The organism is Actinosynnema sp. NPDC091369 (assembly GCF_044757065.1).
Lineage (GTDB): Bacteria > Actinomycetota > Actinomycetes > Mycobacteriales > Pseudonocardiaceae > Actinosynnema.
The window spans coordinates 803,021-828,760 of record NZ_JBIVUG010000001.1 but is presented as its reverse complement, the minus strand read 5'-3'; the positions used below and the strand labels follow the sequence as shown (position 1 = coordinate 828,760).

At 72.1% G+C, this 25,740-nt stretch carries 30 protein-coding genes; 17 read left to right on the top strand and 13 right to left on the bottom strand.

Annotated features, from left to right (window positions below):
• The first annotated feature begins 2 nt into the window (after positions 1–2).
• Positions 3–1,001: an ABC transporter ATP-binding protein gene (locus tag ACIQMJ_RS04075; RefSeq protein WP_499759512.1), complete on the top strand. Its 999-nt coding sequence runs from the start codon at positions 3–5 to the stop codon at positions 999–1,001.
• Positions 998–2,140, top strand: a complete 1,143-nt coding sequence (locus ACIQMJ_RS04070) for an ABC transporter ATP-binding protein (protein WP_499759511.1) — start codon at positions 998–1,000, stop codon at positions 2,138–2,140. Before ACIQMJ_RS04075 ends, ACIQMJ_RS04070 begins: the two co-directional genes overlap by 4 nt.
• 42 nt (positions 2,141–2,182) lie before the next feature.
• Here ACIQMJ_RS04070 and ACIQMJ_RS04065 read toward each other — a convergent pair whose 3' ends face one another.
• Positions 2,183–2,884, bottom strand: a complete 702-nt coding sequence (locus ACIQMJ_RS04065) for an SDR family oxidoreductase (RefSeq protein WP_499759510.1) — start codon at positions 2,882–2,884, stop codon at positions 2,183–2,185.
• Positions 2,885–2,966: 82 nt separating this feature from the next.
• Here ACIQMJ_RS04065 and ACIQMJ_RS04060 point away from each other — a divergent pair, with 82 nt between their 5' ends.
• Entirely contained in the window at positions 2,967–3,398 is a 432-nt protein-coding gene (locus ACIQMJ_RS04060; RefSeq protein WP_499759509.1) for a winged helix-turn-helix transcriptional regulator, read from the top strand.
• On the opposite strand, the gene ACIQMJ_RS04055 is transcribed toward ACIQMJ_RS04060, so the two are convergent.
• Together ACIQMJ_RS04055 and ACIQMJ_RS04050 are read right to left on the bottom strand one after the other, a co-directional pair.
• On the bottom strand, positions 3,329–3,685 hold the full coding sequence (locus ACIQMJ_RS04055; protein WP_499759508.1) for a hypothetical protein: 357 nt from the start codon (positions 3,683–3,685) through the stop codon (positions 3,329–3,331). The genes ACIQMJ_RS04060 and ACIQMJ_RS04055 overlap by 70 nt on opposite strands.
• Positions 3,686–3,805: 120 nt before the next feature.
• Positions 3,806–4,369, bottom strand: a complete 564-nt coding sequence (locus ACIQMJ_RS04050) for a TIGR03086 family metal-binding protein (protein ID WP_499759507.1) — start codon at positions 4,367–4,369, stop codon at positions 3,806–3,808.
• Positions 4,370–4,445: 76 nt separating this feature from the next.
• Here ACIQMJ_RS04050 and ACIQMJ_RS04045 point away from each other — a divergent pair, with 76 nt between their 5' ends.
• Positions 4,446–5,054 carry a TetR/AcrR family transcriptional regulator gene (locus ACIQMJ_RS04045; protein WP_499759506.1) on the top strand — a complete coding sequence of 203 codons (609 nt, stop codon included), beginning with the start codon at positions 4,446–4,448 and terminating at the stop codon, positions 5,052–5,054.
• Here the strand turns inward: ACIQMJ_RS04045 and ACIQMJ_RS04040 are convergent.
• Positions 5,018–5,251 carry a hypothetical protein gene (locus ACIQMJ_RS04040; RefSeq protein ID WP_499759505.1) on the bottom strand — a complete coding sequence of 78 codons (234 nt, stop codon included), beginning with the start codon at positions 5,249–5,251 and terminating at the stop codon, positions 5,018–5,020. The genes ACIQMJ_RS04045 and ACIQMJ_RS04040 overlap by 37 nt on opposite strands.
• Before the next feature lie 65 nt (positions 5,252–5,316).
• Here ACIQMJ_RS04040 and ACIQMJ_RS04035 point away from each other — a divergent pair, with 65 nt between their 5' ends.
• Positions 5,317–5,685 carry a hypothetical protein gene (locus ACIQMJ_RS04035; protein ID WP_499759504.1) on the top strand — a complete coding sequence of 123 codons (369 nt, stop codon included), beginning with the start codon at positions 5,317–5,319 and terminating at the stop codon, positions 5,683–5,685.
• Here the strand turns inward: ACIQMJ_RS04035 and ACIQMJ_RS04030 are convergent.
• Positions 5,652–6,119, bottom strand: a complete 468-nt coding sequence (locus tag ACIQMJ_RS04030; RefSeq protein ID WP_499759503.1) for a helix-turn-helix domain-containing protein — start codon at positions 6,117–6,119, stop codon at positions 5,652–5,654. The genes ACIQMJ_RS04035 and ACIQMJ_RS04030 overlap by 34 nt on opposite strands.
• Before the next feature lie 107 nt (positions 6,120–6,226).
• On the opposite strand from ACIQMJ_RS04030, the gene ACIQMJ_RS04025 reads away from it, so the two are divergent.
• Positions 6,227–7,078, top strand: coding sequence for a helix-turn-helix domain-containing protein (locus ACIQMJ_RS04025; protein WP_499759502.1), 852 nt, complete (start codon positions 6,227–6,229; stop codon positions 7,076–7,078).
• Between the two features lie 13 nt (positions 7,079–7,091).
• Positions 7,092–7,277 (top strand): DUF397 domain-containing protein, encoded by a 186-nt coding sequence (locus tag ACIQMJ_RS04020; protein ID WP_499759501.1) that lies wholly within the window; start codon positions 7,092–7,094, stop codon positions 7,275–7,277.
• On the opposite strand, the gene ACIQMJ_RS04015 is transcribed toward ACIQMJ_RS04020, so the two are convergent.
• Positions 7,228–8,223 carry a helix-turn-helix transcriptional regulator gene (locus ACIQMJ_RS04015; RefSeq protein WP_499759500.1) on the bottom strand — a complete coding sequence of 332 codons (996 nt, stop codon included), beginning with the start codon at positions 8,221–8,223 and terminating at the stop codon, positions 7,228–7,230. The two genes, ACIQMJ_RS04020 and ACIQMJ_RS04015, sit on opposite strands and share 50 nt — an antisense overlap.
• A gap of 63 nt (positions 8,224–8,286) precedes the next feature.
• Between ACIQMJ_RS04015 and ACIQMJ_RS04010 the strand changes: the two genes are divergently transcribed.
• Together ACIQMJ_RS04010 and ACIQMJ_RS04005 are read left to right on the top strand one after the other, a co-directional pair.
• Entirely contained in the window at positions 8,287–9,423 is a 1,137-nt protein-coding gene (locus ACIQMJ_RS04010; RefSeq protein ID WP_499759499.1) for an epoxide hydrolase family protein, read from the top strand.
• Positions 9,424–9,593: 170 nt separating this feature from the next.
• The gene (locus tag ACIQMJ_RS04005; protein WP_499759498.1) at positions 9,594–10,028 is read left to right on the top strand and encodes a hypothetical protein; all 435 of its coding nucleotides are present in this window, start codon (positions 9,594–9,596) and stop codon (positions 10,026–10,028) included.
• A gap of 53 nt (positions 10,029–10,081) precedes the next feature.
• On the opposite strand, the gene leuA is transcribed toward ACIQMJ_RS04005, so the two are convergent.
• Positions 10,082–11,872 (bottom strand): 2-isopropylmalate synthase, encoded by a 1,791-nt coding sequence (gene leuA, locus ACIQMJ_RS04000; RefSeq protein ID WP_499759497.1) that lies wholly within the window; start codon positions 11,870–11,872, stop codon positions 10,082–10,084.
• Between the two features lie 229 nt (positions 11,873–12,101).
• Here leuA and ACIQMJ_RS03995 point away from each other — a divergent pair, with 229 nt between their 5' ends.
• Both ACIQMJ_RS03995 and ACIQMJ_RS03990 read left to right on the top strand, forming a co-directional pair.
• Positions 12,102–12,401 carry a hypothetical protein gene (locus tag ACIQMJ_RS03995; protein ID WP_499759496.1) on the top strand — a complete coding sequence of 100 codons (300 nt, stop codon included), beginning with the start codon at positions 12,102–12,104 and terminating at the stop codon, positions 12,399–12,401.
• Between the two features lie 19 nt (positions 12,402–12,420).
• Positions 12,421–12,738, top strand: coding sequence for a hypothetical protein (locus ACIQMJ_RS03990; protein WP_499759495.1), 318 nt, complete (start codon positions 12,421–12,423; stop codon positions 12,736–12,738).
• Here the strand turns inward: ACIQMJ_RS03990 and ACIQMJ_RS03985 are convergent.
• Together ACIQMJ_RS03985 and ACIQMJ_RS03980 are read right to left on the bottom strand one after the other, a co-directional pair.
• Positions 12,703–13,299, bottom strand: coding sequence for a nitroreductase family protein (locus tag ACIQMJ_RS03985; protein ID WP_499759494.1), 597 nt, complete (start codon positions 13,297–13,299; stop codon positions 12,703–12,705). The genes ACIQMJ_RS03990 and ACIQMJ_RS03985 overlap by 36 nt on opposite strands.
• 16 nt (positions 13,300–13,315) lie before the next feature.
• Positions 13,316–14,515 (bottom strand): glycosyltransferase family protein, encoded by a 1,200-nt coding sequence (locus ACIQMJ_RS03980; RefSeq protein WP_499759493.1) that lies wholly within the window; start codon positions 14,513–14,515, stop codon positions 13,316–13,318.
• Between the two features lie 101 nt (positions 14,516–14,616).
• Here ACIQMJ_RS03980 and ACIQMJ_RS03975 point away from each other — a divergent pair, with 101 nt between their 5' ends.
• Genes ACIQMJ_RS03975 through ACIQMJ_RS03965 form a run of 3 tightly spaced genes read left to right on the top strand, consistent with a single transcriptional unit; the run spans position 14,617 to position 18,393 of the window.
• Positions 14,617–15,882 carry an aspartate kinase gene (locus ACIQMJ_RS03975; RefSeq protein WP_141979624.1) on the top strand — a complete coding sequence of 422 codons (1,266 nt, stop codon included), beginning with the start codon at positions 14,617–14,619 and terminating at the stop codon, positions 15,880–15,882.
• Positions 15,879–16,943, top strand: coding sequence for an aspartate-semialdehyde dehydrogenase (locus tag ACIQMJ_RS03970; RefSeq protein ID WP_499759492.1), 1,065 nt, complete (start codon positions 15,879–15,881; stop codon positions 16,941–16,943). Before ACIQMJ_RS03975 ends, ACIQMJ_RS03970 begins: the two co-directional genes overlap by 4 nt.
• 10 nt (positions 16,944–16,953) lie before the next feature.
• On the top strand, positions 16,954–18,393 hold the full coding sequence (locus tag ACIQMJ_RS03965) for a gluconokinase (RefSeq protein WP_499759491.1): 1,440 nt from the start codon (positions 16,954–16,956) through the stop codon (positions 18,391–18,393).
• Here ACIQMJ_RS03965 and ACIQMJ_RS03960 read toward each other — a convergent pair.
• Positions 18,390–19,034, bottom strand: a complete 645-nt coding sequence (locus ACIQMJ_RS03960) for a class I SAM-dependent methyltransferase (protein WP_499759490.1) — start codon at positions 19,032–19,034, stop codon at positions 18,390–18,392. The genes ACIQMJ_RS03965 and ACIQMJ_RS03960 overlap by 4 nt on opposite strands.
• 62 nt (positions 19,035–19,096) lie before the next feature.
• The gene (locus ACIQMJ_RS03955) at positions 19,097–20,266 is read right to left on the bottom strand and encodes an MFS transporter (protein ID WP_499759489.1); all 1,170 of its coding nucleotides are present in this window, start codon (positions 20,264–20,266) and stop codon (positions 19,097–19,099) included.
• Positions 20,267–20,351: 85 nt separating this feature from the next.
• Here ACIQMJ_RS03955 and ACIQMJ_RS03950 point away from each other — a divergent pair, with 85 nt between their 5' ends.
• Both ACIQMJ_RS03950 and ACIQMJ_RS03945 read left to right on the top strand, forming a co-directional pair.
• Entirely contained in the window at positions 20,352–20,768 is a 417-nt protein-coding gene (locus ACIQMJ_RS03950; protein ID WP_499759488.1) for a Fur family transcriptional regulator, read from the top strand.
• 78 nt (positions 20,769–20,846) lie between these two features.
• A complete protein-coding gene (locus ACIQMJ_RS03945; RefSeq protein ID WP_499759487.1) occupies positions 20,847–22,295 on the top strand; it encodes a catalase in 1,449 nt (482 codons plus the stop codon).
• Between the two features lie 157 nt (positions 22,296–22,452).
• Here ACIQMJ_RS03945 and ACIQMJ_RS03940 read toward each other — a convergent pair whose 3' ends face one another.
• Both ACIQMJ_RS03940 and ACIQMJ_RS03935 read right to left on the bottom strand, forming a co-directional pair.
• Positions 22,453–23,673, bottom strand: a complete 1,221-nt coding sequence (locus tag ACIQMJ_RS03940) for a methyltransferase domain-containing protein (protein WP_499759486.1) — start codon at positions 23,671–23,673, stop codon at positions 22,453–22,455.
• Between the two features lie 292 nt (positions 23,674–23,965).
• Positions 23,966–25,033 carry an alpha/beta hydrolase gene (locus ACIQMJ_RS03935; protein ID WP_499759485.1) on the bottom strand — a complete coding sequence of 356 codons (1,068 nt, stop codon included), beginning with the start codon at positions 25,031–25,033 and terminating at the stop codon, positions 23,966–23,968.
• Between the two features lie 80 nt (positions 25,034–25,113).
• On the opposite strand from ACIQMJ_RS03935, the gene ACIQMJ_RS03930 reads away from it, so the two are divergent.
• On the top strand, positions 25,114–25,674 hold the full coding sequence (locus tag ACIQMJ_RS03930) for an NADPH-dependent FMN reductase (RefSeq protein ID WP_499759484.1): 561 nt from the start codon (positions 25,114–25,116) through the stop codon (positions 25,672–25,674).
• Positions 25,675–25,740 lie beyond the last annotated feature (66 nt).

Here is a 25,740-nt window from a genome sequence, read left to right as displayed (position 1 = left end):
CCATGGCGTTGCTCGAAGTGCGTGACCTGCGGGTGGTCTTCCAGCGCAGGGGCACCGAGCCCTTCACCGCCGTGGACGGCGTCTCCTTCGACGTCGACCCCGGGCAGACGGTGGGCCTGGTGGGCGAGTCGGGCTGCGGCAAGTCCGTGACGTCGCTGGCGATCATGGGCCTGCTGCCGTCGCGCGGCAACAAGGTCACCGGCGAGGTCCGGTTCGAGGGCACCGACCTGCTGACCCTGAGCGACCGGGAGATGCGCAACCGGCGCGGTCGCGACCTGGGCATGGTGTTCCAGGACCCGCTGTCGTCGCTCAACCCGGTCATCCCGATCGGCCTCCAGGTCACCGAGGTGCTGGAACGGCACCGCGGCATGGCCCGCAAGGCGGCGATGGTGGAGGCGGCCGACCTGCTGGGCCGGGTCGGCATCCCGGACCCGCAGCGCCGGCTGAGCGAGTACCCGCACCAGCTGTCCGGCGGGATGCGGCAGCGCGCGCTGATCGCGATCGCGCTGGCGTGCCGGCCGCGGCTGCTCATCGCCGACGAGCCCACCACGGCGCTGGACGTGACGATCCAGGCGCAGATCCTGGCGCTGCTCAAGGAGCTGGTGCAGGACACCGGCACGGCGCTGATCATGATCACGCACGACCTGGGCGTCGTGGCGGGGCTGTGCGACGAGGTCAACGTGCTCTACGGCGGCCGGGTGGTGGAGAAGGCGGCGCGGTACCCGCTGTTCGCCGAGCCGCGGCACCCGTACACGCACGGCCTGCTGGCCTCGATCCCGCGGCTGGACGGCGCGCGCGGCGAGAAGCTGGTGCCCATCAAGGGCTCGGTCGCCGACAACATCCCGTGGGACCACGGGTGCGCGTTCGCGCCCCGCTGCCCGAACGCGCTGCCGGTGTGCCGCGAGGTCACGCCCGCGCTGGAGGCCGGCGACGTGCGGTCGCTGCGCTGCCACAACCCGGTGCTGCCGGGAACGCCCGCCGCCCAGGAGGTGTCCGCATGACCGCCGCCGTCGAACCGGCAGCCACCGACGCCCCCGTGGGCGACGCGCTGGTGTCGGTCGAGGACCTGAAGATCCACTTCCCGATCAAGCGGGGTCTGCTGGTCGACCGCACGGTCGGCCACGTGTACGCGGTCGACGGCGTCGACCTGCGGATCAACCGCGGCGAGACCTACGGCCTGGTCGGCGAGTCCGGGTGCGGCAAGTCGACGCTGGGTCGCGGCATGCTGCGGCTGGTCGAGCCGACGGGCGGCCGGGTGCTGTTCGACGGCACCGACCTGGTCGGGCTCAGGGGCGAGGAGCTGCGGCGGATGCGCCGCCGCATGCAGATGGTGTTCCAGGACCCCATGTCGTCCCTGGACCCGCGGCAGTCGGTGGAGTCGCTGCTGGTGGAGGGCCTGCGGGCGCACGGCCTGGACAAGGGCCGCGAGTCGACGGGCAAGCGCCTGCGCGAGCTGCTGTCGGCGGTCGGGCTGCCGTCCACGTCGCTGCGCAAGTACCCGCACGAGTTCTCCGGCGGTCAGCGGCAGCGCATCGGCATCGCGCGGGCGCTGGCGGTCGAGCCGGACCTGATCATCGCCGACGAGCCGGTGTCGGCGCTGGACGTGTCGGTGCAGGCGCAGGTGGTGAACCTGCTGGAGGAGTTGCAGGACGAGTTCGGGCTCACCTACCTGGTGATCGCGCACGACCTCGCCGTGGTGCGGCACATCTCCGACCGGGTCGGCGTGATGTACCTGGGCGGCCTGGTGGAGGAGGCGACCTCGGACGACCTCTACGCCGAGCCGCTGCACCCGTACACCAAGGCGTTGCTGTCGGCGATCCCCGTGCCGGACCCGGCGGTGGAGGACCGGCGCGAGCGCATCCTGCTCACCGGTGACCTGCCGTCGCCGGCGAACCCGCCGCGGGGCTGCCGGTTCCACACCCGCTGCCCGTGGAAGCAGGCGACCCGCTGCGACACCGAGCGGCCCGCGCTGCGCGAGGTGCTGCCGGGGCACAAGGTGGCGTGCCACTGGGCGGAGGACATCCGGGCCGGGAAGATCCGGCCGCACGAGGTGGAGGCCGAGCTGGTCGAGGAGGGCGGCGTCTCGCCGGACATCCCGCTGGTCGGTCCCGCCTCGATGACGGAGGCGTTGAACCCGTGAGTCCCGGGTCCGGGGGCGCCGACCGGCGCCCCCGGACGCGTTTCAGACCACCTGCGGGTAGAGGGTGCGCGGGTCGGCGGACAGCGCGGCCTTCAGGGCGATGACGCCCTCGTCGGCCAGCACCTCCACGGAGTCGGCCTCGACGCCGTCCAGGGCGGCGCGCACGACGTCGGCCGGGTCGTTCTTCGGCACGTCCATGCCCGCGGTCATGTCGGTGTCGGTCGGGCCCAGCAGCAGGCCGGTGACCAGCGTGCCCTGGCCCGCGAGCTCGACCCGGACGCCGTTGGTGAGGCTCCACTGGGCCGCCTTGGCCGCGCTGTAGGCGGTGGCGCGGTCGTAGGACACCCAGGACATCGAGGACAGCACGTTCAGGATCGCGCCGCCGCCGTTGGCCGCGAGGACGGGCGCGAAGGCGCGGATCACCTCCAGCGTGCCGTAGAAGTGCGTGTCCATCTCGCGCCGGATCGCGGCCGGGTCGCCGGTGACCAGGTTCTCCCCGGTGATGATGCCCGCGTTGTTGACCAGCAGCGTGACGTCGCCGGCGGCGGAGGCCGCGGCGGCGACGGAGGCCGGGTCGGTGATGTCCAGCGGCAACACCTCGACGCCCGGCAGGTCGACGGAGGCTGCGTCGCGCGCGGTCGCGTAGACCTTCGCCGCGCCCCGCTCCAGCAGCTGCCGGGCGAAGTGCAGGCCGAGGCCGCGGTTGGACCCGGTGACCAGGGCAACCGAGTTGGCGATCTTCATCGGAGTGTTCTCCCAAGGGTGAGTTGGCTTTGCCAACCTAGCCCTGCTGGCTTGGAATGCACAACCGAGCCATACTGAACGGGTGACGGACCCCGACGAGGCGACCTGCTCCCTGATCAAGGCGGTGGACCTCGTCGGCGAGCGCTGGACCTTCTTCGTGCTGCGGGAGGCGCTGGCCGGCGCGTTCCGCTTCTCGGAGTTCCGCGCACGCCTGGGCATCGCCTCCGACGTGCTCGCCGCCAGGCTCGCGAAGCTGGTCGACAGCGGGTTGATGACCCGGCGGGCCTACCAGGAGCCGGGGCAGCGGCCGCGCGAGGGCTACTGCCTCACCGAGGCGGGCCGGCAGCTGAACGTGGTGCTGTGCGCGTTGCAGCAGTGGGGTGACGAGCACCTGCCGCGCACGACGTCCACGGTCGTCTACCGGACGGCCGACGGGCGGCCCGTTCAGGTGCGGTTCGTGGACGACGAGGGCGCCGTGGTCCCGGCGGGCGACGTGCGCCCCGTGCCGGGCTGACGGGGTCGGTAGAGGGCGCGGACGGCGGCGAAGCAGACGGCCTGGACGCCCAGCGCGATCAGGGCGTGCACCGCCCACGCGCCGGCGAGCGTCGGCCCGCCCCACGCGCCGCCGAGGCCGGGGTCGGCGCTGAACGGGTGGCCGATCGCGCCGACGGTGTCCGGCCACAGCGGATACAGCCAGCCGCGCGCCACCAGGTAGGCGGCGAGCAGCGCGGGCACGGCGGCGACGAGGGCCCGTGCGACCCCGGGCCGGGGGTGGATGCCCCAACGGGCGAGCGTCTTCATGCAGGTGACGCTAGGTGCGTGCCGGGTCCGGGTCGTCACACCGCGGAGCCATTCCGGCAGTGCTACCGGGGTAGCGGGTCGGGGGCGCCTCCCCCTGTGGTGGCGCCCCCGACCCGGTGGTCACGCGGGCCAGCGCGGCGAGCGGCCGAGCAGGCCCACCAGGCGGTCGGTGATCGGCGCGTCCTCCGGCACGGCGACCGGCATGGCGAACGCCTTGCCCGGACCGCGGACGTCCGGCGTGTTCGGGAAGTGCCGGGCCATCCGGTAGGCCGCGGTGGCCAGCTCGGTGTCGAGCGTGCTGTCCGCGCTGATCGCGCGGCACAGGTCCCAGGCGTGCACGAGGTTGTCCACGAAGTGCACGATCACGAGCTCGCGGCCCCGGCGCAGGCCGTAGCCGGGGAACTCGGCCTCGCGCTCCAGCGCGCCGTCCTCGCGGAACGCCTCGGTGGCCGCGTCGGTCGCGACCCGGTAGGCGGTGGTCAGGTCGTCGCTCGCGGGCGCTTCGACGTCCTCGTGGCGGATCGCCGCGGTGAACGCCAGCGTGGCCTCCACCTGGTGGCGCAGCAGCTCGTAGACGGTCCAGCCGGCGCACGGCGTGGCCATGTCCAGGTGGGCCTCGTCCAGCTCGCCCATGAGCTTCAGGTTCAGGTCCAGCGACGCCCGGTTCAGGTCCAGGAGATCCATGTTCGTCCACCCCTCAAGTTGTACGAACGATCGTACAATTAGTTTGCGAGCGGTCAAGGGGGCTAGCGTGGGGGCCGTGAAGGTCGACGGACGGGTGGAGCGCGGCGAGCAGACGCGGCGGCAGATCCTGCGGCGCGCGGCGGAGATCGCCTCGGTCGAAGGGCTGGAGGGCTTGTCGATCGGGCGGCTGGCCACCGAGCTGGAGGTCAGCAAGAGCGGCGTGTTCGCGCACTTCGGGTCGAAGGAGGAGTTGCAGCTGGCGACCGTGCGCGCGGCGGCGGCGATCTTCGCGCGCGAGGTCGTGGAGCCGGTGACCGAGCCCGCGGGCCCGGCCCGGCTGGCGGCGCTGCTGGACCGGTGGCTGGCGTACTCGGAGGGCCGCACGTTCCCCGGCGGGTGCTTCTTCTACGCCGTGCAGGCCGAGTTCGACGCCCGGCCGGGGCGGGTGCGCGACGCCATCGCCGGGTACGGGCGCGAGTGGAACACCTACGTGCGCGACACGGCCGCCGCCATCCCGGGGATCGCCGACCCGGACCAGCTGGCGTTCGAGCTGATCGCGTTCCTGGAGATGGCCAACGCCCGGTCGGTCCTGCACGACGACCCGCACGCCTACGAGCGGGCCCGCGTCGCGGTGCGGGCGCGGCTGGCTCAGGCGGGCACGGCGGCGTCCACGACCCTGCGCTGAGCGGCTTTGACGGCCATCCCGATCGGCACGCCGATCACCGTGGCCACGCCGAACGAGATCAGCGTCGCCACCACCGGGTCGGTGAACAGCTGCCCGCCGACGTAGCCGAGCGTGGCCGTGTAGGCGCTCCACAGCGCCGCACCGACCAGCGCGACCGGCGCGAACCGCCGCAACGGCCACCGCAGCGCACCGGCCAAGCACCGCCCCGACCACCCCGCCACCGGGCACGAACCGCACCGCGACCAGGATCGACTCACCGCGCGTGGCCGGCTTCGACGCCGTCCACGCGATGACCGCCCGCGGTCCGGGCCGCCGGCCGGCCCGGGTGAGCGCCCGCATCCCCACACCCCGCCCGACGGCGAAGTTGGCCATGTCGGACAGCGCGCAGCCGACGGCGGCGACCGCGCTCACGGCCGGCAACGACAGCTCGCCGGAGCCGGCCAGCACCCCGTACCCGATCAACACGGCCTCGGTCGGCGCCAGCGGCACGACGGCGACGACGAACAGCACCACGAACGCGGTCATGACCGGCCAACGCCGCCGGGTGCCCGATCATCTCCGATCCGGCGACGTCTTCGGCAACCCGTCACCTTCGACTCACGAATCCGCCGGCAGCGCGTCCACGATGTGACGTGCGGCACCGGTCTCGCCGTCGTCCTCGGTGAAGAACGCGGCGGCCAGGTGCGCGTGGAAGACGACGTCCGGCCCTTCCGGCATCAGGAACAACGTGAACGGCCGCGTGCCGTGCGCGACGGTGTGCACACCGGTGGCCGTGGCGTGCAGGAGGTCGAGGACTCGCGTCGCCTCCACGCCCCACGCGCACCGCAGTTCGGTCAGGTGCGCCTCTTGCGAGGACTGGAACAGCCGTTGGTACTGGTCCCCGAGGACGGGCGCGCACGCCACCATGTCGGGGAACCGGATGGGCACGTGACCGGCCTCGACGCGTTCGACCTGCCGCACGCCGGCCCGGGACCGGGCGGCCAACTCGGCCACCGTGAGCCCGGCCGACTCCCGCATCGCCCGGACTTCCTGGCCCACCAACCGGCCCCGCAACGTCGGTGACACCGGGCCGCCTCCCTGACTCGTCGTGATGGAAGGCCAAAGCTATGAGAAAAGACTTTGGGGGGATAGTCGCCTGATCGGGTACGTCGAGCCACGGCAGGATGGCGGTCATGTCCCGACGCGACACCGTCGCACTCAAGTGGCTCCTCGGCGCGACCCTCCGCAACCACCGCAAGGCGGCGCGGAAAACGTTGGAGCACAGCGCCGCGCACCTCGGCGTCTCCGAGAGCAAGATCAGCAACATGGAGTCCGGGCGGTACGGACAGCCGCCCGACGAGGTCGCGAAGCTGCTCGCCTTCTACGACGCCGACCCCGACCGGGTCGAGCGGATCATCGCGTTGGCCCGGGAGGAGGACGAGGGGAGCTGGTGGGCACCCTGGTCCGGCGTCATCCCGAACTGGCTGCGGCTCTTCGCCGGCCTCGAAGGCATGGCGCAGTCGGTCTTCATCTACGAACCGCTCGCCGTCCACGCCCTGTTGCAGACCGAGAGGTACGCCACCGCTGTGGCGGCCGGGGCTCGTCGGGTGCGGCCCGCTGACGCGGACCTGGTGGTGGGATTCCGACTGGAGCGGGCGCGACGGCTGGCCCAGGCGGAGAACCCCCTGGTGCTGCAAGCGGTTCTGGAGGAGACGGCGCTGCACCGCCCGGTCGGCGATCGCGAGGTCATGCGGGGCCAGTTGGCCCACCTGCTGGAGCTCAACCGGATGCCCAACGTCGACATCCGGGTGATCCGCACCTCCGCGGGGGTGCACCCGGCGCTGGCGGGCCAGTTCACGCTGTTGCAGTTCAAGGACTTCAGCGATGTGGCATACGTGGAGTTGCAGGAAGACGCGGTATATCTCCATGATCCGAACAAGGTCCGGGCCTATAACATGTCGGCTGAGAGCCTGCGCGCAGCCGCTCTGGGGCAGCGCGACACGAACTCCTTGATCGCGTCGCTGGTCGAGGGGGCGCAGTCCTGACCTGGAGGTCGCGATGACACTCCGCTTGCCCGCCGGTGCGCGGTGGAAGAAGGCGACCGGGAGCTACGAGAACGGCAGTTGCGTCGAGGTGGCCGTCACCGACACAGTGACCGGGGTGCGGGACTCCAAGAACGTCGACGGGCCGGTGCTCACGTTCCCCGCCGACCGCTGGGCCGCGTTCCTCGCCGGCTCCTCCTGACCGCGCGCAGGCACCGGTCGGCGTGGGCCCGCAAGGCGTCGACCAGTGCCGGTGGGCCGTCGACCAGGGTGAAGTCGACGTCCACCGACGTGATCATCCACGCCAGGTCGCGGGCGGTGTCGGCACCGACGTGCAGCAGACAGCTCGCCTGGTCGACGGGTTCGACCACGCCCGTGCCCGGCCACAGCCGGTCGGCCACGGTGGCCGCCGGTTCGTGCAGCGTCACGGTCGCCCGCACCGGCCACGCCCGTGACGACAGCCGTTGCTCCAGGTAGGTGGCCACGTCACCGTCCGGTGGTTCGCGCGGCGTGAAGCGGGGGCCGTTCGGGGTCCGCAGCGCCAGCCGGTCGACGCGGAAGCTGCGCCAGTCGTCGCGGTCGGTGTCCCAGGCGACCAGGTACCAGTGGCGGGTGAAGCTGACCAGCCGGTGGGGCTGCGCGGACCGGGTCGTCGTGCCGCCGCTCGGGCTGGTGTAGTCGAACCGCAGCGACTCGTGCCGGCGGCAGGCGTCGGCGATGGCCACGAGCACGTCGGCGTCCACGCGCGGCCCGCCTTCGCCGACGCGGACGGTGGCCGAGTGCAGCGTGCCGACCCGGTGTCGCAGCCGGGCGGGCAGCACCTGTTCCAGCTTGGCCAGGGCCCGCAGCGACGTGTCCTCGATCCCGGCCACCGACCCGCCCGCCGCGGTGCGCAGACCCACCGCGACGGCCACCGCCTCGTCGTCCTCCAGCAGCAACGGCGGCAGCGCGGCCCCCGCGCCGAGCCGGTAGCCGGCCGTGCCGCGGGTCGAGTGCACCGGGTAGCCCAGGCCGCGCAGCCGTTCGACGTCACGGCGGACCGTGCGCGTGGTGACGCCCAACCGTTCGGCCAGCTCGGCCCCGGACCGGTCCCGCCCGGCCTGCAACAGCGACAGCAGCCGGAGCAGCCGCGCGGACGTGTCCACCATGCCGCCGAGCCTGCACGATCGTTAGGACCGGACCTGTCCGCACGTCTCCCTAGCGTCGCCGCCATGACAGACATCCGCCCGTTCCGCATCGACGTGCCGCAGGCGCAGCTCGACGACCTGGACGCCCGCCTCGCCGCCACCCGCTGGCCGGCCGAGCTGCCCGGCGTCGGCTGGAGCCGGGGCGTTCCGGTGGACTACCTGAAGGACCTCGCCGAGCACTGGCGCACGACCTACGACTGGCGGGCGCACGAGGCCGAGCTCAACGCGCACCCCCAGTTCACCGCCACCGTCGACGGCCAGCGCGTGCACTTCCTGCACGTCCGCTCACCCGAGCCCGACGCCCTGCCGCTCGTGCTGCTGCACGGCTGGCCGGGCGGCGTCACGGACTTCCTCGACGTCATCGGCCCCCTGTCCGACCCCCGCGCGCACGGCGGCGACCCGTCCCGCGCGTTCCACCTGGTCGTGCCGTCCCTGCCGGGCTTCGGGTTCTCCACCCCGCTGGCCGGGCCGGGCATGGGCGCGGCGCGGATGGCGGGCGTGCTGGTCGGGCTGATGGACGCGCTCGGCTACGGCCGGTACGGCGTGCAGGGCTACGACACCGGCGCGTGGGTCGCGCCGGAGATGGGCAGGCGGGCCCCGGACCGCGTGGTGGGCGTGCACGTGAACGCGCTGCTGACGTTCCCGGACGGCGAGGTCGAGGGGCTCACCGAGGTCGAGCAGCGGCGGTGGGAGGCGATGCAGGACTTCAACGACGGCTACCTGCGGTGCAACGCGAAACGGCCGCAGACCGTGGCCTACGGGCTGCACGACTCGCCGGTGGGGCAGCTCGCGTGGATCGTGGAGAAGTTCAAGGAGCTCACCGACCCGGAGGACGGCCTGCCGGAGGACAGCGTCGACCGGGACCGCATCCTGACCGACGTGACGCTGTACTGGCTGACGGGCACGGCCGCGTCGGCGGCGCAGGTCTACTACGAGGAGATCAGCGCCAAGGGGTGGGGCGAGCCGACCCGGACCACGGTGCCGACCGGTGTGCTGGTGTCGGCGCACGACGTGACGATCCGCCGGTGGGCCGAGCGCGACCACGACGTCGTCCACTGGACCGAGCTGGACCGGGGCGGCCACTTCCTGGCCATGGAACAGCCCGACCTGCTGGTCGAGGACGTCCGGGCGTTCTTCGCCGCCCTTCACCCCTCCGTGTGACTGGTCCGTTATTCGGTCCGCCGGTAGCGTCGCAATATCGGCGTTTTCCGGAAAGGATTCGCGGATACGTCGGCGAGTTGTGTGCCCGGCTGATCGCAGACCTTTCGGAGGTAATGGTGGGAACGAGCCGTACACGCGCAGTCGCGACAATTCTGGGGCTTTTCACCACGATGGCCTTCACCGGTTTCTCGGTGGCGGTGCCCGGCACCGCCGCCGCCCGCTGCGCGGGGTCCACCGTCGTGCGGAGCAACCTGGTCATCGACCAGAACGGGAAGAAGGTGGAGGTCGCCGCGGAGAAACCGCTGTCCGGGACGTGCAACGGGAACAACGTCTACCAGGGCACGGCCGTCAGCCAGTGGCCCGGGTGGCGGCCGACGGTGTGGATCTCCGAGAACCCGGGCGACGAGTGGATTCCCTACCGGGGCTCGTACAGCAGCCCTTCGTTCACCTACGTCCACCACGACAGCGACAAGAACTCGTCCTCCCGCATGATCCTCTGCATCGACAAGGACGGCCTGGTCATCTGCGGGTGGGGCAACAACTGGGGTTGGTCGGACGAGGGCGTCATGTACAACGGCGCTTTCGGCACCAATCACGGTTACTGATTCCGGCGCGTGGTCGCCCCGCCGTCGTGGAACGGCGGGGCGACCACCGCTCACTACCGGTTGGCGCGGTTGATCGCCGACACCAGGGCGCGCAGCGACGCGGCCACCGTGGAGCTGTCGATGCCGACGCCCCACAGCACGCGGTCGGACACGGCGCACTCCAGGTAGGCCGCGGCGCGGGCGTCGTCACCGGAGGACATGGCGTGCTCGAAGTAGTCCAGCACCCGCACGTCGTAGCCGACGGTGGCCAGCGCGTCGACGAACGCGGCGATCGGGCCGTTGCCGCCGCCGGTGATCTCCTGCGTCTCGCCGTCCACCACGACCACGGCCTTGATCGTCTCGTGGCCGCTGCCGTCGCCGGACACCTTCTGCCGCAGCAGCTTCAGCGGCACGGTGCCGTCCAGGTACTCCTCGGAGAACGCGTCCCACATGTCCTTGGGGCCGATCTCGCCGCCCCTGGTGTCGGTGACCTCCTGGATGACCTTGGAGAACTCGACCTGCAACCGGCGCGGCAGGTCCAGGTGGTGCTCGGTCTTCATCAGGTACGCCACGCCGCCCTTGCCGGACTGCGAGTTCACCCGGATCACGGCCTCGTAGTTGCGGCCGACGTCCTTCGGGTCGATCGGCAGGTACGGGACGTCCCACGGGTACTCGTCCACGTGCTGCCCGGCGGCCTTGGCGGCGTCCTCCAGGGCCTCGAAGCCCTTCTTGATCGCGTCCTGGTGGGAGCCGGAGAACGCGGTGAACACCAGGTCGCCGCCGTACGGGTGCCGCTCGGGCACGGGCAGCTGGTTGCAGTACTCGACCGTGCGGCGGATCTCGTCGATGTCGGAGAAGTCGACCTGCGGGTCGACGCCCTGGCTGAACATGTTCATGCCCAGCGTCACCAGGCACACGTTGCCGGTGCGCTCGCCGTTGCCGAACAGGCAGCCCTCGATCCGGTCCGCGCCCGCCAGGTAGCCCAGCTCGGCCGCGGCCACGCCGGTGCCGCGGTCGTTGTGCGGGTGCAGCGACAGGATGATCGACTCGCGCCGGGCCAGGTTGCGCGACATCCACTCGATCGAGTCGGCGTAGACGTTCGGCGTGGCCATCTCCACCGTGGCCGGCAGGTTGATGATCAGCGGCTTGTCGGGCGTCGGCTGGATGATCGCCGACACCGCGTCGCAGACTTCCAGCGCGTACGACAGCTCGGTCCCGGTGTAGGACTCGGGGGAGTACTCGTAGCGGAACTCGGTCTCCGGGTAGTGCTTCTCCTGCTCCAGCGCGAACGCGGCCGCGTCGGTGGCGATCTTCTTGATGCCCTCGCGGTCGGACTTGAACACGACCCGGCGCTGGAGGATGGACGTCGAGTTGTAGAAGTGCACGATGGCCTTGGCCGCGCCGCGCAGCGACTCGAACGTGCGGGTGATCAGCTCGGGCCGGCACTGGGTCAGCACCTGGATGGTGACGTCGGGCGGGATCGCGCCGTCCTCGATGATCTCGCGGACGAAGTCGAAGTCGGTCTGCGAGGCGGCCGGGAAGCCGACCTCGATCTCCTTGTAGCCCATCCGCACCAGCAGGTCGAACATCTTGCGCTTGCGCGCGGGCGACATGGGGTCGATCAGGGCCTGGTTGCCGTCACGCAGGTCGACGGCGCACCACAGCGGCGCCTTCGTGATCCGCTTGGTCGGCCAGGTGCGGTCCGGTACGTCGACGGTCTCCACCTGCTCGTGGAACGGCCGGTAGCGGTGCACGGGCATCGAGGTGCCGCGCTGGGGGTTCCACGCGGGCTGGCCGGGCACGGGACGGGCCGGGGGCCGGATGCGACTGGTGCCGGAGACGTACGCGTCGTGACTCGGGCTCATGATTGAACAGCTCCTGCTGGTGCCGGTGTGGGAAGACGACCGGCGGCAACGCTCGTTCCCGCGACGGGGGGCCGGTCTGATCAGACCCCGTCACGGCGGCGAAGCAGGAGGGCACGTGCCACGTCGAACAGGTTAACCACATTCCGCGCCGGGGTGGAACCGAGCGCCCAGATGGTGGAACTTCACCCACCCGAGTTTCACTCGATCGTGGGGCGGGCATCTTCTTGACATGTCCAGATGGCGAACCTCAACGCGCAGCGGCAGCTTCACCGCTGCCCGGGTGATCAGCGGTGTTGGCGCCGTGTTCGCGCTCATCGAGGTCCTCTACATCCTGATGATCCTCTTCGGGGCGAATCCGGCCAACGCGTTCTTCAAGTTCGTCCAGCAGCTCGCCGAGCCGCTGGCGTTGTTCTTCCCCGGCCTGTTCCAGCTGGGCAACGCGAACCTCGACCTGATCATCAACTACGGCCTGGCCGCGGTGTTCTGGGTCGTCGTGACCAGCCTGCTGGCCCGTCTCGTCGCCCGCTAGGTCGTGCCACACTCCCGTCATGACCGAACACCGGACCGCGGACCGCTCGGTGCGCGCGAGGACCGTCTCGGTCGTGGCGGGAGTGCTCGGTTGGGCGGGCCTGCTGGTCGCCGTCGTCCTGGTGGCGCACGTGCTGCTGACCGTGGGCGGCGCGAACCCGGCCAACTCGATCACGACCACCGTCGCGACCTGGGCCGACCGGCTCGCGCTCGGGTTCCGCGACCTCTTCACCCCCGAGGACGCCAAGCTGCGCGTGCTGGTGAACTACGGGCTCGCGGCGATCTTCTGGCTCATCGTGCGGTCACTGGTGCTCAGGCTCGTCCGCCGGCTCGGCTGAGAACGCGGGCACACCCCACCGACCTGCGAAAACGGTTTCGCTGAGCGGTTTGCGCACGCGTGGCCGCCGTTCCCGGGCGCGCAGGTCCTCCGGCAGCTCCGCGTCGTCGCCGAGCACGCCGACCGCGATCACCACGACCGGCCGCACGTCGTCGGGGAACCCGAACGCCTCCCGGATCGCGTCCGGGGAGAACCCGCCGATCTGGTGCGTGACCAGGTCCAGCTCCACGGCCCGCAGCACCAGGTTCTGCACCGCGAGGCCCAGCCCGAACTCGGTGTTCGGCATCGGCCCGCGCTCGTCGGCCTCGGCCGCCGCGCCCACCAGCAGCACCGACGCCCGGCCCGCCCACGTCCGGTTGCCCGGCCGCAGGGCCGCGAAGATGCGCTCGAACGTGTCGTCGCCGCGGTAGCCGACGAGGAACCGGGCGGGTTGCGTGTTGCCGTGCGACGCCGCCCACCGGGCCGCTTCGAGGAGCACGCGCACGGTGTCCGGCGACACCTCGGCCGTGCCGTCGAACGCCCTGGGGCTCCAGCGCCGCATGATCGGGTCGTTGCCGTCCATCAACCCCATACTGTCATCAGATCGCGTACTGCCAGGCCGTGATGGCGTAGGCGCCGAACCACGCGCTGAACACCGAGAGGCCCACCAGCACGCCCACCACCGTGCCGGTCCGCCGCCGGGCCAGCGCCAGCGCGACCGGCACCAGCAGCGTGAACGCGGGCAGCAGCAGCCGCGCCTTCGAGTTCATCAGCCCGTTCGACCCGAGGTCCATGGCGAGCACGCCGACGCCGTACACGACCAGCGGCCACTCCAGCCCGCGGCGGAAGCTCACCACGACCAGCGCCAGCGCCACCACCAGCAGCCACACCGTGGCCAGCTCCAGCACCGACCTCGGCTCGCCGAGGATGAGCAGCGCGAACTTCCAGGTGGCCGCCCCGCCGTCGAACCGCGAGTCCCAGCCGTGCTGCTGCACCGCGAACCAGCCGTCCCACCGCCCGGTGCGCAGCGCCACGTACGCGAGGTAGCCGAGCAGGCCGAGAGGCGCGACCAGCGCACCGACCCACGGCCGCCAGTCGTCCCGCCGCTGCCAGATCGCCACGGCCGCCGCCGCGCACACCGCCAGGACCAGCGCCGCCGCCGTCGGCCGCACGAGCCCGGCCGCCGCGCAGCACACCCCGGCCAGCACCCAACGCCGTTCCACCACGCCGACCAGCGACCAGGCGGCCAACGCGCAGAACGTCGCCTCGGAGTACGTCATCGACAGCACCACGGCCATCGGCGACGCGGCGAACAGCACCACCAGCACCAGCCCGGCCCGCCGCGACCCGCCGAACACCCGCGACCCGAGCCGCGCCAGCCCGTACGCGCAGAACACGCCGCTGACCAGGCTCACCGCGAACGCGGCCCCGACCGTCGGCACGCCGGGCAGCCCGTCGGCCCACCGCACGAGCGTCGGGTAGCCGGGGAAGAACGCCAGCGGCGTCTCCGCCGTGCGCCGCCCGAACGCGTCCACCAGGGACCGGGTCACGTCGGCGTAGCCGCCCTCGGCGATGCCCAGGAACCACTGCCCGTCCCACGACGTGAGGGCCCGCGTGACGTCCTTGTCCCACCGCGCCGCCATCAGCTGGAGCACGAGCAGCCCGAGCTCGCGGACGGCCAGGTAGAGCAGGCCGGGCGCGAGCACGACGGCGGCCCGGTGTCTGGCCGAACCCGCCAGCCGCTCACGCGCGCTGGGCGCGTCCTCGGGGTCCACGCGAACGGCCTCCACGGTCGACACGGGGTCGAGAGTAGTGGGCGTCACGGCGACCGCTGTCCACTCCTTGGGCCAGGTAGTCTCCCCGGTGAGCTGGGCTTGAAGCACCTGGGAGGAGTGGGTCTGTGGCGCTCGTCGTCCAGAAGTACGGCGGTTCCTCGGTCGGGAGCGCCGAGCGGATCAAACGGGTGGCCGAGCGCATCGTCGCGACCCGCAAAGCGGGCAACGAGGTCGTCGTCGCCGTCTCGGCGATGGGCGACACGACCGACGAGCTGCTCGACCTCGCGCGCCAGGTGTCCCCGGTGCCGCCCGCCCGCGAGATGGACATGCTGCTCACGTCCGGTGAGCGCATCTCCATGTCGTTGCTGGCGATGGCGATCAGCTCGTTGGGCGCCGAGGCGCGGTCCTACACCGGCTCGCAGGCCGGCGTGATCACCACGTCCGTGCACGGCAAGGCGCGCATCATCGACGTGACGCCCAGCCGCATCCAGGACGCGCTGGCCGAGGGCGCGATCGCGATCGTCGCGGGCTTCCAGGGCGTCAGCCAGGACAGCAAGGAGATCACCACGCTCGGCCGCGGCGGCACCGACACCACCGCGGTGGCGCTGGCGGCCGCGCTGAAGGCCGACGTCTGCGAGATCTACACCGATGTCGACGGCGTGTTCACCGCCGACCCGCGCATCGTGCCGAACGCCAAGCGGCTGGAGACCATCACCTACGAGGAGATGCTCGAGATGGCGGCGAGCGGGGCCAAGGTGCTCATGCTGCGCTGCGTCGAGTACGCCCGCCGCTACGGCGTCCCGGTGCACGTCCGATCTTCGTTCAGCAACAAGCCCGGGACCATCGTGTCCGGGTCAGTGGAGGACCTTCCCGTGGAACAGGCGATGATCACCGGCGTCGCGCACGACCGGTCCGAGGCCAAGGTGACCGTGACCGCGGTGCCCGACCTGCCGGGCATGGCGGCGCGCATCTTCCGCGTCGTGGCCGAGGCGGAGCTCGACATCGACATGGTCGTGCAGAACGTCTCGCAGGCCGTGTCCGGCCGCACCGACGTGACGTTCACCCTGCCGAAGGACGACGGTCCGCGCGCGGTCGCCGCGTTGGAGAAGGCGCGCGAGGAGATCGGGTTCGACCAGGTGCTCTACGACGAGCACGTGGGCAAGGTGTCGCTGGTCGGCGCGGGCATGCGCTCGCACCCCGGCGTGACCGCCCAGTTCTGCGAGGCGCTGGCCGCGGCCGGCGTCAACATCGAGATCATCTCCACCTCGGAGATCCGGATCTCGGTCATCTGCCGCGACACGCAGCTCGACGACGCCGTGCGCGCGCTGCACGACGCGTTCGAGCTCGGTGGCGACGAAGAAGCCGTTGTGTACGCGGGGAGTGGACGATGAGCGGCCCTGTCCTGGCCCTTGTGGGGGCCACCGGTGCCGTGGGCACCGTCATGATCGACATCATCAACGGCCGCGAGTCCGTGCCGTGGGGCGAGATCCGGCTGATCGCGTCGCCGCGCTCGGCGGGCAAGAAGATCACCGTGCGCGGTGAAGAGCTGACCGTGGTCGCGCTGTCGCCGGAGGCGTTCGACGGCGTCGACATCGCGATGTTCGACGTGCCCGACGAGGTGTCGGCCGAATGGGCGCCGATCGCGGCGGCCAAGGGCGCGGTCGCGGTGGACAACTCGGGCGCGTTCCGGATGGACCCCGAGGTGCCGCTGGTGGTGCCCGAGGTGAACGCCGACAAGATCGGCGAGCGCCCCAAGGGGATCATCGCGAACCCGAACTGCACCACGTTGTCGATGATGGCCGCGCTGGGCGCCCTGCACCGGGAGTTCGAGCTGCGCGAGCTGGTCGTGGCGTCCTACCAGGCGGCGTCGGGCGGCGGCCAGGCGGCGATCGACCGCCTCTACGCCGAGACCGCGGCGCTGGCGGGCAAGGAGGTCGGCGTCCGCGCGGGCGACGTCCGCGAGACGCTGGAGGCCGCCGGCCTGCCGGTGTCGGACTCGCCGTTCCCCGCGCCGCTGGCGTTCAACGTGGTGCCGTGGGCCGGGTCGCTGAAGGACGAGGGGTGGACCAGCGAGGAGCTGAAGGTCCGCAACGAGTCCCGCAAGATCCTGGGCATCCCGGAGCTGAAGGTGTCCGCGACCTGCGTGCGCGTGCCCGTCGTGACGACGCACTCGCTGGCCGTGCACGCGACGTTCGCCCGCGAGGTGACCGTCGAGCAGGCGCACAAGATCTTCGCGGCGCAGCCGTCCATCGTGCTGGTGGACGACCCGGCGGCCAAGGATTTCCCGACGCCCGCGGACGTCGTCGGCGGCGACCCGACCTACGTCGGCCGGGTGCGGCAGGCGCTGGACTTCCCGAACACGCTGGACTTCTTCGTGTGCGGGGACAACCTGCGCAAGGGCGCGGCGCTGAACACCTACGAGATCGCCGAGGAGCTGGCGGGCCGCCTGTAGGTTCACCCCCATGGCTGACGTAGTGCTCGCGATCGACCTGGGGACGACGTCGACCAAGGTCATCGCGGTGGACCGGAACGCGGGCGTGGTCGCATCGGCGGAGCACGGCTACCCGATGCGCACCACGCCCTCCGGTGAGGCGACGCACGACCCGGTCGAGGTGTGGGACGCGGCGCTGCTGGCGTTGCGGGAGGTGGCGGCGCAGGGGCACGCGGTGCGGGCGCTGTCGTTGACCGGCGCCATGCACACCCTCGTGGGGCTGGACGCGGCGGGCACGCCCGTCACGCCGTCGTTGTCGTGGGCGGACAACCGGGCCTTGGAGCAGACGGCGCGGCTGCGCGGCACGGCCGACGGCATCGCGCTGCACCGGGCGACCGGCACCCCGATCCACACCATGTCGCCGCTGGTGAAGCTGGCGTGGTTCCACGACCAGGGGTTCTCCGCCGCCCGGTGGTGCGGCCTCAAGGACTACGTGGCGCTGCGGCTGACCGGTGTCCTGGCGACCGAGCACTCGTCGGCGTCCGCGACCGGCCTGATGGACCTCGCGTCGCTGGACTGGCACCCGGACGCGCTGGCGTTCGCGGGGGTGCGCGCCGAGCAGCTGCCCGACCTGCACGCCCCGGTGGACTCGCTGCCGTTGACGCTGGACGTCCCCGGCCTGCCCACCGGCCTGCCGGTCGTGCTGGGCGGCGGCGACGGGCCGATGGCGAACCTCGGCGTGGGCGCGGTCGTGCCGGGCGTGGCGGCGGTGTCGCTGGGCACCAGTGGTGCGCTGCGGGTCGTGCGGGACGAGCCCGCGGTGGACGAGCAGGGACGGGTGTTCTGCTACGCCGTGGCCGAGGGCCTGTGGGTGCTCGGCGGAGCGGTCAGCAACGGTGGCGTGGCCGCGCAGTGGGCCGCGGAGGCGTTCGGCGTGGACGTGCGGGACCTGCTGGAAGAGGCTTCCGCCGTGCCGGTGGGCGCGGCGGGCGTGATCGCGCTGCCGTACCTGTTGGGCGAGCGCGCGCCGTGGTGGGACGCGGACGCGACGTCGGCGGTGATCGGCCTGCGGCGCGAGCACGGGCGGGCGGAGGTCACCCGTGCCCTGGTGGAGGGCGTGGCGCAGCAGTTGGCGCTGGTGCTGGACGCGGTGCGGTCGGTGGCGGACGTGCACGCGGTCCGCGTGACCGGCGGCGCGTTCCGCAGCGACCTGTGGGCGACCGTCCTGGCATCCGCCCTGGGCCTGGAGCTGGAACTGGCCGACGACAGCGAGGGCTCGGGCGTCGGCGCCGCCCTGGTCGCCTGGCGCGCACTGGGCGAGATCCCGTCCCTGACCATCGCCGCCGACCTGATCAAACCGGTGAAGACCATCGCCCCCGACCCGGACGCGGTCCACCACTACGCCGCCGCCCGCCCCGCCGTCGAACGCCTCTACCGGGCGCTGCACGAGCTGGGGCAGCGGCAGCCCTAGCGCGCGCGGAGCAGGAAACCGTGCTCCACCAGGCGGGACAGCCCGAACTTCTCGACCATCCGGTGGTCCGGCCTCGGCTCCGCGGCCACGTGCTCGACCTCGAACGCGTGCCCGAAGCGCTCGACGACCTCCTCCGGCCCCACGGAGAACGGCGGTGACGGCAGCCTCGGCGCGTACTCCAGGGTGTTGATGAAGTACCGCGCACCCGGCCGCACCAGGCGGGTGATCGTCTCGGCGTACCGCTGCCGCATGTCGTCCGGGAACGCGATCAGCGACGCCCGGTCGTACACCAGGTCCACCGGGCCGATCTCGTCCGGCCCGAGCCGGAAGACGTCCTGGCGGCGGATGACGAGGTTGCCGCAGCGGAACACGTCGGGCTCCTCCTCGACCGGGTCCAGGCCGTTCTCGGCGAAGAACTCGGCGACGGCCCGCGGCACCAGCTCCACCCCGACGACCTCCGCCGCCGTCTCGGCGAAGAACCGCAGGTCGGTCGTCTTGCCGCACAGCGGCACCAAGATCCGGGCGCCGGCCACCAGGCCGAGCCGGTCCAGCATGCGCGCGTGCTCGTGCACGTCCCTCAGGTGGAAGCTGGTCTTCGTGCCGCCCTGCTCCCAGGAGTCGAACCAGAACTCGGATTCCATGGTGGAGTAGAGGTGCGCGGAGCGTGCTGGAGACGGGGCCGAACGGGTGATGTTCTCCTCGATCAGCCGATCCGGGCCGGTGACGTGCGCCTGCCGAGCGCGACCGTGGCCGTCGCGATCGCCACCGCGCCCAGGCCCGCCACCGCGAAGCCCCACGCCGGCGACGAGTGGTCGATCACGAACCCCGTGACCGGCTGCCCCAGCGCCACGCCCAGCGTGAACGCCGACCCCTGCAACCCCATCGCCACCCCGCGCGCGGACGCGGGCGTGTGCCTGGTGATCAGCTCACCGGTCGCGGTGATCGTCGGGGCGCACAGGAAGTTCGTCGGCACCAGCGCCAGCGCCAGCCACCACGGCGACCCGCCGAACAGCCCGATCGGCACGGCCAGCAACCCCATGCCGCCCATCAACGCCCACAGCGGCGGCACGCGCGTGAGCCCGCCGTAGACGAAACCGCCCACCAGCGACGCCACGCACATCACCGCGACCATCGCGCCGGTCCACCCGGTCAGCCCGAGCCCGCGCATCGACGCCACCACCGACACCTCGACGCCCGACAGCACGAACGTCGCCCCGCCCGCGCTGATCAGCACGCCGAGCAGCCGCCCGTCCAGCCACTCCCGCCGCGGCACCCGCGCGCCGGTCTCGCCCTCGTGCCGCACGGGCGGGTTCACCGCGTACAGGATCGCGCCGATCACGACCATCGCCGTGCCGACCGTCCACATCGCCGTGCGGCTCGACGCCTGCGTGGTGAGCGCGACGCCCAGCGCCGGCCCGGCCATGAACGACAGCTCCACGGCCATCGAGTCCATCGCCAGCGCGGTGCGCCTGCGGTCGTCCGGCACGAGCGCGGTCAGGATCTGGCGGCCCAGCGACATCACCGGCATCACGGTGATCCCGGTGACGAAGCACGTCACCAGCAGCACCTCGTACGACAGCAGCGGCGCGACGAACCAGAAGATCCCCTCGGTGACCATCGACAGGGCCAGCATCGCGCGCAGGCCGCGCCGGTCCACCAGGTGGCCCATCAGCGGCGAGCCGAGCGCGATGCCGACTGTGCTGACCGCCCCGACCAGGCCCGCAGCGCCGTAACCTCGTTCCAGGCCGAGCAGGACGTGCATGGTGACCGTCATGCCCGCGGCCGTCGCGGGCACGCGCGCCACCAGCATCAACAGCATGAAGCCGGGCACGCGCGGCGTTCGGAGGACGGCGAGGTACGGGGAGACGTTCACCCGCTCATCTTCACTCGGGACGGCAACAGGTTTAACCGTTCGTTTTCTTGACCAGTTCCAGAAAGCGTGGTGGAGTGGTGGAGCCATGACCCCAGGACCTCGCGAGCTGCTCAAAGACGCCGGGCTGCGCGTCACCGCGCCCCGGATCGCGGTGCTCGACTGGCTCGCCGAGCACCCCCACGCCACGGCCGACGCGGTCGCCGAGGGCGTGCGGGCCCGGTTGGGGTCCGTGTCCACGCAGGCCGTCTACGACGTGCTGAACGCGTGCGCGCGGACCGGGTTGCTGCGCCGGATCGAACCCGCCGGGCACCCGGCGCGGTACGAGACGCGGACCGGCGACAACCACCACCACCTCGTGTGCCGGGTCTGCGGTCGCACCGAGGACGTCGACTGCGTCCACGGCGCCGCGCCCTGCCTCGAACCCTCCGACACGGTCGGCTTCTCCGTGGACGAGGCGGAAGTCCTGTTCTGGGGTCTGTGCCCCGACTGCCAGGGGCCCTGACTGCCAGGGGCCCTGACTGCCAGGGGCCCTGACTGCCAGGGGCGCTGACTGCCGAACCCCACAGAAGGAGCTACCCCCGTGACCGAAGCGCGTCACACCACCAACAACGCGGGCATCCCGGTGGCGAGCGACGACCACTCGCTCACCCTCGGCGCCAACGGCCCGATCCTGCTCCAGGACCACTACCTGATCGAGAAGAACGCCCAGTTCAACCGCGAACGGGTGCCCGAGCGGGTCGTGCACGCCAAGGGTGGCGGCGCGTTCGGCCACTTCGAGACCACCGAGGACGTGAGCCGCTACACCAAGGCGGCGCTGTTCCAGCCCGGCGTCAAGACCGAGGTGCTGCTGCGCTTCTCGACCGTCGCCGGCGAGCTCGGCTCGCCCGACACGTGGCGCGACCCGCGCGGGTTCGCGGTGAAGTTCTACACGAGCCAGGGCAACTACGACATCGTCGGCAACAACACCCCGGTGTTCTTCCTGCGCGACCCGATCAAATTCCCCGACTTCATCCGCTCGCAGAAGCGCCGCGCCGACACCGGCCGCCGCGACCACGACATGCAGTGGGACTTCTGGACGTTGCAGCCGCAGACCGCGCACCAGGTGACGTGGCTGATGGGCGACCGCGGCATCCCGAAGACGTGGCGCCACCAGAACGGCTACGGCTCGCACACCTACCTGTGGGAGAACGCCGCCGGTGAGCGCTTCTGGGTCAAGTACCACTTCAAGACCGACCAGGGCATCGAGAACCTGACCTCCGAGGAGGCCGCCCGAATCGCCGGCGAGGACGCCGACGCCCACCGCGCCGACCTGTGGCACGCCATCGAGCGCGGCGAGTTCCCGTCGTGGACGCTGCACGTCCAGGTCATGCCCTACGAGGACGCCGCCGGCTACCGCTTCAACCCGTTCGACCTGACCAAGGTGTGGCCGCACGCCGACTACCCGCTGGTCGAGGTCGGCAAGCTGGTGCTCGACCGCAACCCGTCGGACTACTTCGCCGAGATCGAGCAGGCCGCGTTCGAGCCGACGAACCTGGTGCCCGGCATCGGCACGTCACCGGACCGGATGCTGATCGGCCGGATCTTCTCCTACCCCGACGCCCACCGGTACCGCATCGGCGCGAACTACAACGAGCTGCCGGTGAACCGGCCGAAGTCGCCGGTCCACTCGTACTCCAAGGACGGCGCGATGCGGTTCACCAACGCCGCCGACCCGGTGTACGCGCCGAACTCCTACGGCGGCCCGCACGCGTCCGCGGCGGCGGCCGGCGAGGTGGCGTCGGCTTACGGCGTGGAGGACGCGGTGACCCGTTCGGCTTACCGGCTGCACGCGGAGGACGACGACTTCGGCCAGGCGGGCACCCTGATCCGCGAGGTGATGGACGAGGCGCAGCGCGAGCGCCTGGTGCGGACCGTGGTCGCGCACGCGTCCAACGGCGTGTCCGAACCGGTGCTGGAGCGCGTGTTCGAGTACTGGCGCACCATCGACAAGGAGACCGGCGACAAGATCGCCGCCGCGTTCGGCAAGTGACCGGTGCACCCCTGATAGTGCACATCCCGCAGGGCCGCCCGAGTCCTCACGGGCGGCCCTGCCTTGCCGTTCACGCCCCACCGCACACCACCGCCGCACACCACCGCCGCCGCCGCCGTGCGCTACCGCCGCGTCCGCCGTCCGCCGCCGTGCCGCCTCACGGGGTCCGGCGTGGCACCAGTTCGACCACCTCCGGGTGCAGTCCCGACAGGCTCACCGGTCGGCGGTGGGTGGTGGTCAGGCCGGCCCGGGCGGCGGCGGTCAGGTGGTGGTCGGGGTCGGGCAGGAGCAGCAGCGCGCGGCCGGTGGGGCGCAGGACGCGGCGCAGTTCGTGCCAGAACCGGGCCGGCGAGTGGGCCAGGGCCCCGGCCGGCGGGACCTGGCGGGCCCACGGGGGATTGGTCACGACCAGGTCGATCGTGCCGTCGCCCACGGGCAGGTGGCCGGCGTCGGCGGTGGTCCAGGTGATCGGTGGGGCCTCCGGGTGGGCGGTGGTGGGCGGTCGGGGGTGGTTTCGGGCTCCGCTGGTTTTCAACCGAGGTGCGGTAACAGTGTTTCCGTACATTCTGGGCCGATGATCACCCCATCGTGTTGCGGTCGGCGTCAAGGCGGCGTTCCGGGCATTCGTCACCGCCGACGCTAGCGCCGCCGGGTCCCGGTCGCTGCCGACGATCCGCACCCTGTGGACAACCGGCGACCCCAGCCCCGCCTCGATCGGGATCGTCCCCGTCCCGCAGAACGGGTCGAGCACCACCGCCCCCGCGAACACCCCGGCCTGGTCGAGCATCGCCGCCGCCAGCGGCGGGTGCAGGCTCCCCGGCCGGGACGCCACCCGGTAGTCCCGCCGGTGCAGCGGCCGGTCGGCGACGCGCAGCGCCACCAACGCCCGGTCGTCGGCCACGGTCACCCGCCACGACAACCCACCCGCCGGCGGCACCGCACCCCCGCGCCTGCTCCGGTACGGCACCCCCAGCGCAGCGGCCAACGGCACCCCCACCGCGTCCTCCACGTCGTAACGGCTGTAGTTGCGCCGCCCGAGGAACGACGCCGAAACGTCGACCCCCGTCCACGCACCCCCACCACCACGGCACAGTTCGCGCAACGCCACCAGCTCGGGCAGCGGAACGGACGCGACGGCCTCGGCCAGGAGCCGGAGCGACGCCTTGGCCCGCCCCACCCCGACCACCTCGGCCGCCACCAGGAACACGTCGTCGGCGGTGCGCAGGGCGAGGACCCCGGGACCGGGATCGGCGCACCGGAACCACACCTCGCGGTGCCCGATCCGCTCCACCCGACCCAGTCCGCGGCGACGGACCTCCGCCGCCACCAGGTCCTCGACTCCCCGCACCGTCCGCGCCACGACCAGCGCGGCCGTCACGTCGTGACGACAACGCCAGGACGCGGCAGAACCCCGGCGCGCCAGGGCGCCGGTCCACGAGAGATCACTTGATCTGCTCCCACGTCGCGACCCGGAGCGGCGTGATCACCGCCCCGCATCGCCGGCGAGGGGATTGTCCGCGCAACCCGCCGGCGGGCGCGTCAGACGAGGAAGAAGAACGTCATGCCGCCGATCCTAGCCGGCCGAGGCCCTGCGGGCGGAGCCGAACGGCGGTCGAGGCGCGCACGACGAACCGGGGCCGGTCGCCGACGGGGGCGACCGGCCCGCGGGGTCACGCCGTCTCGGGGATGTCCTGCCGCGTGTTCGCCAGCGCCAACCCGGTGCGCAACGAGCCCACCGCCTCCGCCACGGCCTCCCGGAACACGCCGCCGACGCCGAGGATGTTCGCGTACCCGTGGAACAGCCCCTCGTACCGCCGCAGGACCACCGGCACGCCCTGCTCGGCCAGCTTCTCCGCGAACGCCTCGCCCTCGTCCCGCAACGGGTCGAACCCGGCCGTCGCCAGGTACGTCGGCGGCATCCCGCTCAGGTCCTCCGCCAGCAGCACCGACAGCCGCGGGTCGGTGTGCGTCTCGCGTGACGGCGCGTAGTGGTCGAGGAACCAGTCCATCTTCTCGTCGGTGAGGAAGAACCCCTTGCCGAACAGCTCCCGCGACCGCCGCCGCACCGACGCGTCCACCGCCGGGTAGAACAGCAGCAGGAACACCGGCTTGACCTCGTCCGCGTGCAGCGCCGTCACCGCCGCCAGGTTCCCGCCCGCGCTGTCCCCGCCCAGCGCGATGCGCCGCGGGTCGATCCGCAGCTCCTCCGCGTGCGCGACGGCGTACTCGAACGCGGTCCGCGCGTCGTCCGCGGCGGCCGGGAACGGGTGTTCCGGCGCGAGCCGGTAGTCCGCCGACAGCACCCGCACCCCGCCCTGCACGGCCAGGAACCGGCACAGGTTGTCGTGGCTGTCCAGGTCGCCGCTGACCCACCCGCCACCGTGGTAGAAGACCAGCAGCGGCGAGCCGGTGGCCAGCCCGGTCGGCTCGTAGAACCGCGCGCCGACGCCGTCCAGCGACAGCGGGCGGACCGTGACGCCCCCGATGGCGGGGCCGCCGACCAGAGTGCTGCTGCGGGTCAGGGCCAGGCGGTTGGCGGCGGGCGTGGTCGTGCGCCAGTCCTCGCCGCTGAGCTGCTGCAACCGCAGCAGCAACTGGGCTTCCGGGTGCAGCCGCTGGCCGTCCACCGTGATGGGACGGCCGGCGATCAGCCGGCGCAGCGGCGCGGGCAGGCCGAACGCGAAGCGCAGGGCACCGGCCAGGGCGCCGGGAGGGATCGACTCGGCGAGCTTCGACATGAGACGTACGTTACTCGCCGGTAGGGGTCCGCACGAGCGACTGGACCTCGATTTAGGTGGAGGTGGCAGGATCGGAAACCATGACGGTCACCGTGGTGGGCATCGGCGGGTCCCTGCGCCCCAACTCGCAGTCCGAGCGGGCGATGAGGATCGCCCTGGAGGGCGCCGCGGAGGCGGGCGCGAAAGTGGTCGAGGTCTCCGGACCCGACCTGGTGCTCCCGTTCTACGACCCCGCCATCCCCGAGCGCACCGAGAGCGCCCACCGGCTGGTCGAGGCGCTGCGCGGCGCGGACGGCGTGGTGCTCGTCTCGCCCGGCTACCACGGCACGGTGTCCGGCCTGGTCAAGAACGCCCTGGACTACGTCGAGGACCTGCGCGGCGACGCGCGCCCCTACCTGGACGGCCGCGCGGTCGGCTGCGTGGCCACCGCCCGGGGCTGGCAGGCGTCGGTGACCACGCTCACCGCGCTGCGCTCCATCGTGCACGCGCTGCGCGGCTGGCCCACGCCGCTGGGCGCGGCGGTCAACTCGGGCGAGGTCGAGTTCGACCTGGAGGGCGGCTGCACGGTGCCTTCGGTGGCCGACCAACTCCGCACGATCGGGCGACAGGTGGCCGAGTTCGCCGTGTCGAGGGCCCGCTGAGCGGGTAGGTGTTGGTGGGGCGTGAGCTGCCACACGACCTGGTGTGGTTCGGCCTCGGCCGGGTGT

What these genes read in the sequence shown, in the direction of transcription:
- ACIQMJ_RS04020 (WP_499759501.1), top strand. Translation starts at nt 7,092, where the DNA reads ATGACACTCCGCTTGCCCGCCGGTGCGCGGTGGAAGAAGGCGACCGGG.
- ACIQMJ_RS03965 (WP_499759491.1), top strand. Translation starts at nt 16,954, where the DNA reads ATGGCTGACGTAGTGCTCGCGATCGACCTGGGGACGACGTCGACCAAG.
- ACIQMJ_RS04010 (WP_499759499.1), top strand. Translation starts at nt 8,287, where the DNA reads ATGACAGACATCCGCCCGTTCCGCATCGACGTGCCGCAGGCGCAGCTC.
- ACIQMJ_RS03995 (WP_499759496.1), top strand. Translation starts at nt 12,102, where the DNA reads ATGTCCAGATGGCGAACCTCAACGCGCAGCGGCAGCTTCACCGCTGCC.
- ACIQMJ_RS03950 (WP_499759488.1), top strand. Translation starts at nt 20,352, where the DNA reads ATGACCCCAGGACCTCGCGAGCTGCTCAAAGACGCCGGGCTGCGCGTC.
- leuA (WP_499759497.1), bottom strand. Translation starts at nt 11,872, where the DNA reads ATGAGCCCGAGTCACGACGCGTACGTCTCCGGCACCAGTCGCATCCGG.
- ACIQMJ_RS04025 (WP_499759502.1), top strand. Translation starts at nt 6,227, where the DNA reads ATGTCCCGACGCGACACCGTCGCACTCAAGTGGCTCCTCGGCGCGACC.
- ACIQMJ_RS04070 (WP_499759511.1), top strand. Translation starts at nt 998, where the DNA reads ATGACCGCCGCCGTCGAACCGGCAGCCACCGACGCCCCCGTGGGCGAC.
- ACIQMJ_RS04015 (WP_499759500.1), bottom strand. Translation starts at nt 8,223, where the DNA reads ATGGTGGACACGTCCGCGCGGCTGCTCCGGCTGCTGTCGCTGTTGCAG.
- ACIQMJ_RS04005 (WP_499759498.1), top strand. Translation starts at nt 9,594, where the DNA reads ATGGCCTTCACCGGTTTCTCGGTGGCGGTGCCCGGCACCGCCGCCGCC.
- ACIQMJ_RS04065 (WP_499759510.1), bottom strand. Translation starts at nt 2,884, where the DNA reads ATGAAGATCGCCAACTCGGTTGCCCTGGTCACCGGGTCCAACCGCGGC.
- ACIQMJ_RS04050 (WP_499759507.1), bottom strand. Translation starts at nt 4,369, where the DNA reads ATGGATCTCCTGGACCTGAACCGGGCGTCGCTGGACCTGAACCTGAAG.
- ACIQMJ_RS03960 (WP_499759490.1), bottom strand. Translation starts at nt 19,034, where the DNA reads ATGGAATCCGAGTTCTGGTTCGACTCCTGGGAGCAGGGCGGCACGAAG.
- ACIQMJ_RS04055 (WP_499759508.1), bottom strand. Translation starts at nt 3,685, where the DNA reads ATGAAGACGCTCGCCCGTTGGGGCATCCACCCCCGGCCCGGGGTCGCA.
- ACIQMJ_RS03985 (WP_499759494.1), bottom strand. Translation starts at nt 13,299, where the DNA reads ATGGACGGCAACGACCCGATCATGCGGCGCTGGAGCCCCAGGGCGTTC.
- ACIQMJ_RS03935 (WP_499759485.1), bottom strand. Translation starts at nt 25,033, where the DNA reads ATGTCGAAGCTCGCCGAGTCGATCCCTCCCGGCGCCCTGGCCGGTGCC.
- ACIQMJ_RS03990 (WP_499759495.1), top strand. Translation starts at nt 12,421, where the DNA reads ATGACCGAACACCGGACCGCGGACCGCTCGGTGCGCGCGAGGACCGTC.
- ACIQMJ_RS03970 (WP_499759492.1), top strand. Translation starts at nt 15,879, where the DNA reads ATGAGCGGCCCTGTCCTGGCCCTTGTGGGGGCCACCGGTGCCGTGGGC.
- ACIQMJ_RS04075 (WP_499759512.1), top strand. Translation starts at nt 3, where the DNA reads ATGGCGTTGCTCGAAGTGCGTGACCTGCGGGTGGTCTTCCAGCGCAGG.
- ACIQMJ_RS03930 (WP_499759484.1), top strand. Translation starts at nt 25,114, where the DNA reads ATGACGGTCACCGTGGTGGGCATCGGCGGGTCCCTGCGCCCCAACTCG.